Annotated in this window: 3 protein-coding genes; all 3 read left to right on the forward strand. The window is 47.4% G+C overall.

Translation table 11 applies throughout. The features are described 5' to 3' along the window. Window positions 1-217: 217 nt before the first annotated feature. The 3 genes from aceE (at window position 218) to lpdA (ending at window position 6,381) form a co-directional block, all read left to right on the forward strand. Complete coding sequence (aceE, locus tag Xmir_RS05945) at window positions 218-2,881, forward strand: pyruvate dehydrogenase (acetyl-transferring), homodimeric type (RefSeq protein WP_099113480.1); 2,664 nt, start codon at window positions 218-220, stop codon at window positions 2,879-2,881. Window positions 2,882-2,894: 13 nt separating this feature from the next. Next, window positions 2,895-4,751, forward strand: a complete 1,857-nt coding sequence (gene aceF / locus Xmir_RS05950; RefSeq protein WP_099113481.1) for a pyruvate dehydrogenase complex dihydrolipoyllysine-residue acetyltransferase — start codon at window positions 2,895-2,897, stop codon at window positions 4,749-4,751. A 202-nt stretch (window positions 4,752-4,953) separates the two neighbouring features. Beyond that, window positions 4,954-6,381: a dihydrolipoyl dehydrogenase gene (gene lpdA, locus Xmir_RS05955; RefSeq protein ID WP_099113482.1), complete on the forward strand. Its 1,428-nt coding sequence runs from the start codon at window positions 4,954-4,956 to the stop codon at window positions 6,379-6,381. Window positions 6,382-6,646 lie beyond the last annotated feature (265 nt).

The following is a 6,646-nucleotide window of genomic DNA, read 5'->3' on the forward strand; positions in this document are numbered from 1 at the left end:
TGACAAATCAAATTCCCGAATGGGATAGGTTCTAAACTTGACTGTACAGATTCTGACTGCTGCGTTTGTACAGTTCGTCAACTCTTTACCCAAGAGTTTTAGCGGCAACATATAGCAGGGCCTATCTTCCGGTCGTAACAGGCAGTTAGTCAAAAGGTATGACCAGAAGATAGGCTCCAACAACCATTAGAAATAGATAACAGATAAGGAATACACCATGTCAGATATTTTGAAAAATGACGTGGATCCGATCGAAACTCGCGATTGGTTACAGGCGATCGAATCGGTCATCCGTGAAGAAGGTGTTGAGCGTGCTCAGTTCCTGATTGATCAGGTTTTGAATGAAGCTCGTAAAGGTGGCGTTAACGTTGCTGCAGGTGCTGCAAGCCGTGATTACATCAACACTATTCCTGTTGAGGATGAGCCTGCTTACCCTGGCAACCTGGATTTGGAGCGCCGTATCCGCTCTGCTATTCGTTGGAATGCCGTGATGACCGTTTTGCGTGCATCCAAAAAAGATCTGGAACTGGGTGGTCACATGGCTTCATTCCAGTCTTCTGCTACTGTTTATGACGTGTGTTTCAACCACTTCTTCCGCGCTCGTAACGAAAATGATGGCGGTGACTTGGTTTACTTCCAGGGCCACATTTCTCCGGGCGTTTATGCACGTGCTTTCCTTGAAGGTCGTCTGACTGAAGAGCAGATGAATAACTTCCGTCAGGAAATCGGCGGTAATGGTCTGTCTTCTTACCCGCATCCTAAACTGATGCCTGATTTCTGGCAGTTCCCAACTGTTTCAATGGGTCTGGGACCAATCTCCGCTATTTATCAAGCGAAGTTCCTGAAATATCTGGAACACCGTGGCCTGAAAGATACCTCTAAACAAACCGTTTACGCTTTCTTGGGCGATGGTGAAATGGATGAACCAGAATCCAAAGGTGCGATCACTATCGCAACTCGTGAGAAACTGGATAACCTGGTATTTATCATCAACTGTAACTTGCAGCGTCTGGATGGCCCGGTAACAGGTAACGGCAAAATCGTTAATGAACTGGAAGGCATCTTCGACGGCGCCGGCTGGCAGGTACTGAAAGTCCTGTGGGGCGAGCGTTGGGATGCACTGCTGCGTAAAGATACCAGCGGTAAGCTGGTTCAATTGATGAACGAAACTCTGGACGGCGACTATCAGACATTCAAGTCTAAAGATGGCGCTTATGTTCGTGAGCACTTCTTCGGTCGTTACCCAGAAACTGCGGCATTGGTCAAAGATATGACTGATGACGAAATCTGGGCTTTGAACCGTGGTGGTCACGATCCTAAGAAAGTTTACGCTGCACTGAAAAAAGCGCAGGAAACTACAGGTAAACCAACTGTAATCCTGGCTCAGACCGTCAAAGGTTACGGTATGGGCGACACCGCTGAAGGTAAAAACATTGCTCACCAGGTTAAGAAAATGAACATGGACGGCGTGCGTCAGTTCCGTGATCGTTTCAGTATTCCTGTATCTGACGAGCAAGTTGAAAGCCTGCCATACGTGACTTTCGACAAAGATTCAGAAGAATCCAAATATCTGCATGAGCGTCGTAATTCACTGGGTGGTTACCTGCCAAGCCGTCGTGTTAACTTCGACGAAAAACTGGAAATTCCAGCTCTGGAAGACTTCAGCTCTCTGTTGGAAGAACAATCCAAAGAAATTTCTACCACCATCGCTTTTGTTCGTGCACTGAACATCATGCTGAAGAACAAGTCTATCAAAGATCGTCTGGTTCCAATCATTGCTGATGAAGCACGTACTTTCGGTATGGAAGGTCTGTTCCGTCAAATCGGTATCTACAGCCCGAATGGTCAGCAGTATACTCCGCAAGACCGTGAGCAGGTTGCATACTATAAAGAAGACGCTAAGGGTCAGATCCTGCAAGAAGGTATCAACGAACTGGGTGCTGCTTCATCTTGGCTGGCTGCTGCAACTTCTTACAGCACCAACAACCTGCCAATGATCCCGTTCTACATCTACTACTCCATGTTCGGATTCCAGCGTATTGGTGATCTGTGCTGGGCGGCTGGTGATCAGCAGGCTCGTGGTTTCTTGGTCGGTGGTACTTCTGGCCGTACAACTCTGAACGGCGAAGGTTTGCAGCATGAAGATGGTCACAGCCATATTCAGTCTCTGACTATTCCTAACTGTATCTCTTACGATCCAGCATTTGCTTATGAAGTGGCTGTTATCATGCATGATGGCTTGGAGCGTATGTATGGTGAGAAGCAAGAAAACATCTATTACTACATCACGACTCTGAACGAAAACTACCAGATGCCAGCAATGCCAGCAGGTGTTGAAGAAGGTATCCGTAAAGGTATCTACAAACTGGAAAGCCTGGAAGGCGCGAAAGGTACAGTTCAGTTGTTAGGTTCTGGTTCTATCCTGCGCCATGTTCGTGAAGCAGCGAAGATCCTGTCTGATGAATACGGTATCGGTTCTGATGTATACAGCGTAACGTCCTTCACTGAACTGGCTCGTGATGGTCAGGATTGTGAACGTTGGAACATGCTGCACCCATCAGAAGAACCTCGTGTTCCTTACATTGCTCAGATCATGAACGAAGCACCAGCTATTGCTTCTACTGACTACATGAAACTGTTTGCAGAGCAAGTACGTAACTTTGTTCCTGCAAGCGAATTCCGTGTATTAGGTACTGACGGTTTCGGTCGTTCTGATAGCCGTGAAAACCTGCGTCATCACTTTGAAGTTGATGCTTCTTACGTGGTTGTTGCGGCTCTGGGTGAATTGGCTAAACGTGGCGAAGTTGATGTGAAAGTGGTTGAAGAAGCCATCAAGAAATACAACATCAACCCAGAAAAAGCTAACCCACGTCTGGCATAAGAGGTCAAGATTAATGTCTATTGAAATTAACGTACCTGATATTGGTGCAGATGAAGTTGAAGTTACCGAGATTCTGGTAAACGTAGGTGATACGGTAGAAGCAGAACAGTCACTGATCACTGTTGAAGGCGATAAGGCTTCCATGGAAGTCCCATCTCCACAGGCGGGTGTAGTTAAAGAAATCAAAGTGGTGGTTGGTGATAAAGTTGAAACCGGCAAACTGATCATGATTTTTGAATCCGCAAATGGTGCAGCAGTTGCTGCACCTGCGCAACAGGAAGCAGCAGCTCCGGCTGCGGCACCAGCAGCGGTTGAAAGCAAAGAAGTGAATGTGCCTGATATCGGTGGTGACGAAGTTGAAGTTACCGAAATTATGGTAAAAGTAGGCGATACCATCACTGAAGAACAGTCTCTGATCACCGTTGAAGGTGACAAAGCGTCTATGGAAGTTCCTGCGCCATTCGCGGGTACTGTGAAAGAGATCAAGATTGCCGCTGGCGATAAAGTCAAAACCGGCTCTCTGATCATGGTATTCGAAGTTGCGGGTTCTGGTGCAGCACCTGTGGCGGCAGCGGCTCCGGCAGCAGCGCCTGCGGCATCTGCGGCGAAAGAGGTTAACGTACCAGATATCGGTGGTGACGAAGTTGAAGTTACCGAAATCATGGTTAAAGTGGGTGACACTATTGCTGAAGAACAGTCATTGATCACTGTTGAAGGCGATAAAGCGTCTATGGAAGTTCCTGCGCCATTCGCGGGGACTGTGAAAGAGATCAAGATTGCGACTGGCGATAAAGTCAAAACCGGTTCTCTGATCATGGTATTCGAAGTTGCAGGTGCAGCACCTGCGGTGGCAGCGGCTCCAGCTCCAGCGGCTGAACCTGCGAAAGCAGCGCCAGCGCCAGCAGCGAGCAAGCCAGCAGAAGGCAAAAACGAATTTGCAGAAAATGACGCTTACGTTCATGCAACTCCAGTGATCCGTCGTCTGGCGCGTGAATTTGGCGTAAATCTGGCTAAAGTAAAAGGCACCGGCCGTAAAGGTCGCATCCTGCGCGAAGACGTTCAGGCTTACGTGAAAGATGCGATTAAACGTGCAGAAGCGGCACCTGCTGCTGCGGGTGGTGGCTTGCCGGGCATGTTGCCTTGGCCGAAAGTTGATTTCAGCAAGTTTGGTGAAATCGAAGAAGTTGAAATGAGCCGCATCCAGAAAATCTCCGGTGCTAACCTGAGCCGTAACTGGGTCATGATCCCTCACGTTAACCTGTTCGATGAAGCGGATATCACTGAAGTTGAAGAATTCCGTAAACAGCAGAACAAAGAAGCTGAGAAGAAACAGCTGGGCGTGAAGATCACTCCGCTGGTATTCGTCATGAAAGCTGCTGCGAAAGCACTGGAAGCAATGCCTCGCTTTAACAGCTCCATTTCTGAAGATGGCCAAAAGCTGATCCTGAAAAAATATGTCAACATCGGTATTGCGGTTGATACGCCTAATGGTCTGGTTGTGCCAGTATTCAAAGATGTTAATAAGAAAGGCATCATGGAACTGTCAAGAGAACTGGCTGAAGTCTCCAAGAAAGCACGTGCTGGTAAGCTGACTGCTTCCGACATGCAGGGTGGCTGCTTCACTATCTCCAGCCTGGGTGGTATCGGTACTACCGGTTTTGCACCAATTGTGAATGCACCAGAAGTGGCAATCATGGGTCTGTCTCGTTCTTCCATGAAACCTGTCTGGAATGGCAAGGAATTCGTTCCTCGTCTGATTCTGCCTATGTCTCTGTCTTTCGACCACCGTGTGATCGACGGGGCAGATGGTGCGCGCTTCATCACTTATATTAATCAATTGATGAGCGATATCCGCCGTTTGGTGATGTAATGCAAAGGCCGGTGAATAACCGACCTAATAATGATTAGCGTGACAGATATTTTCTCCTTGCATCTGGCAGGTTGAGATTTCTGTCACGTTAACGCGCTTTTCAGGTTATTTACAATTCTGTAAACTGCTCGCGGTGTGTACGTCCCGGTGGAATATGGTTTTTTTTCGTCTGACCCGCCGGACAAACAATTAAGAGGTCATGATGAGTACTGAAATTAAAGCCCAGGTAGTGGTGCTTGGAGCAGGCCCTGCTGGGTATTCTGCTGCTTTCCGTTGTGCAGACTTAGGTTTGGAAACTGTTCTGGTTGAACGTTATTCCACTCTGGGTGGTGTTTGCCTTAACGTAGGTTGTATCCCATCCAAGGCGCTGCTTCATGTAGCAAAAGTGATTGAAGAAGCAAAAGCGCTGGCACAACACGGTATCGTGTTTGGTGAGCCACAAACTGATATCGATAAGATCCGTCTCTGGAAAGAAAAAGTCATTTCCCAGCTGACAGGTGGTCTGGGCGGCATGGCTAAAGGCCGTAAAGTTAACGTTGTTAACGGTGTTGGTAAATTTACTGGTGCTAACACTCTGGTAGTTGAAGGCGAAAACGGCGCAACAACGATTAATTTTGATAATGCCATTATCGCAGCGGGTTCACGCCCAATTCAGCTGCCATTCATTCCACATGATGATCCTCGCGTATGGGATTCTACCGATGCACTGGAACTGAAAACTGTTCCGGAACGCCTGCTGGTTATGGGTGGCGGTATTATCGGTCTGGAAATGGGTACTGTTTACCACGCTCTGGGTTCTCAGATCGACGTGGTTGAAATGTTCGATCAGGTGATCCCTGCTGCGGACAAAGACATTGTTAAAGTGTTCACTAAGCGTGTCAGCAAGAAATTTAACCTGATGCTGGAAACTAAAGTGACTGCGGTAGAAGCTAAAGAAGATGGCATCTACGTAACAATGGAAGGTAAGAAAGCTCCTGCGGAACCACAGCGCTATGACGCAGTTCTGGTTGCTATCGGCCGTGTACCAAACGGTAAGCTGCTGGATGCGGGTAAAGCGGGCGTTGAAGTTGATGAGCGTGGCTTTATCCATGTGGATAAACAAATGCGCACTAACGTGCCCCACATCTTCGCTATCGGTGATATCGTTGGTCAGCCAATGCTGGCGCACAAAGGTGTTCACGAAGGTCACGTTGCTGCTGAAGTTATTTCTGGTAAGAAACATTACTTCGATCCGAAAGTTATCCCATCCATCGCTTATACTGAGCCAGAAGTGGCATGGGTTGGTCTGACTGAGAAAGAAGCGAAAGAAAAAGGCATCAGCTACGAAACTGCAACTTTCCCATGGGCAGCATCTGGCCGTGCAATCGCATCTGACTGTTCAGATGGTATGACCAAGCTGATTTTCGATAAAGAGACTAACCGTATTATCGGTGGTGCTATTGTTGGTACTAACGGTGGTGAACTGCTGGGTGAAATCGGTCTGGCTATCGAAATGGGTTGTGATGCAGAAGATATCGCTCTGACTATTCACGCTCACCCAACACTGTATGAATCAATCGGTATGGCTGCGGAAATTTACGAAGGCAGCATTACTGACTTGCCAAACCCTAAGGCAAAGAAAAAGAAGTAATGTATTAGGTTTTGCATTATTTCTGCGGTGATAATAAGCGGCTTCCATATTGGGAGCCGTTTTAGTTTAGTGAATGATAAAGAAATAATAACTGTTGATTAAATCTAGAGTATCTGGCATCTCCAACTTGAGTGAGATTGGTGAGAGCGTCTTGTGAGCTGATATTGAGCCTGTCCACCATTTTGTGTAAGTGCCATTTCTTAGTAATGACCGTCAAGGCGATCACCAAACTCAATAATAAAACGACTCATTGCCATTCGCCAGT

Source organism: Xenorhabdus miraniensis (assembly GCF_002632615.1).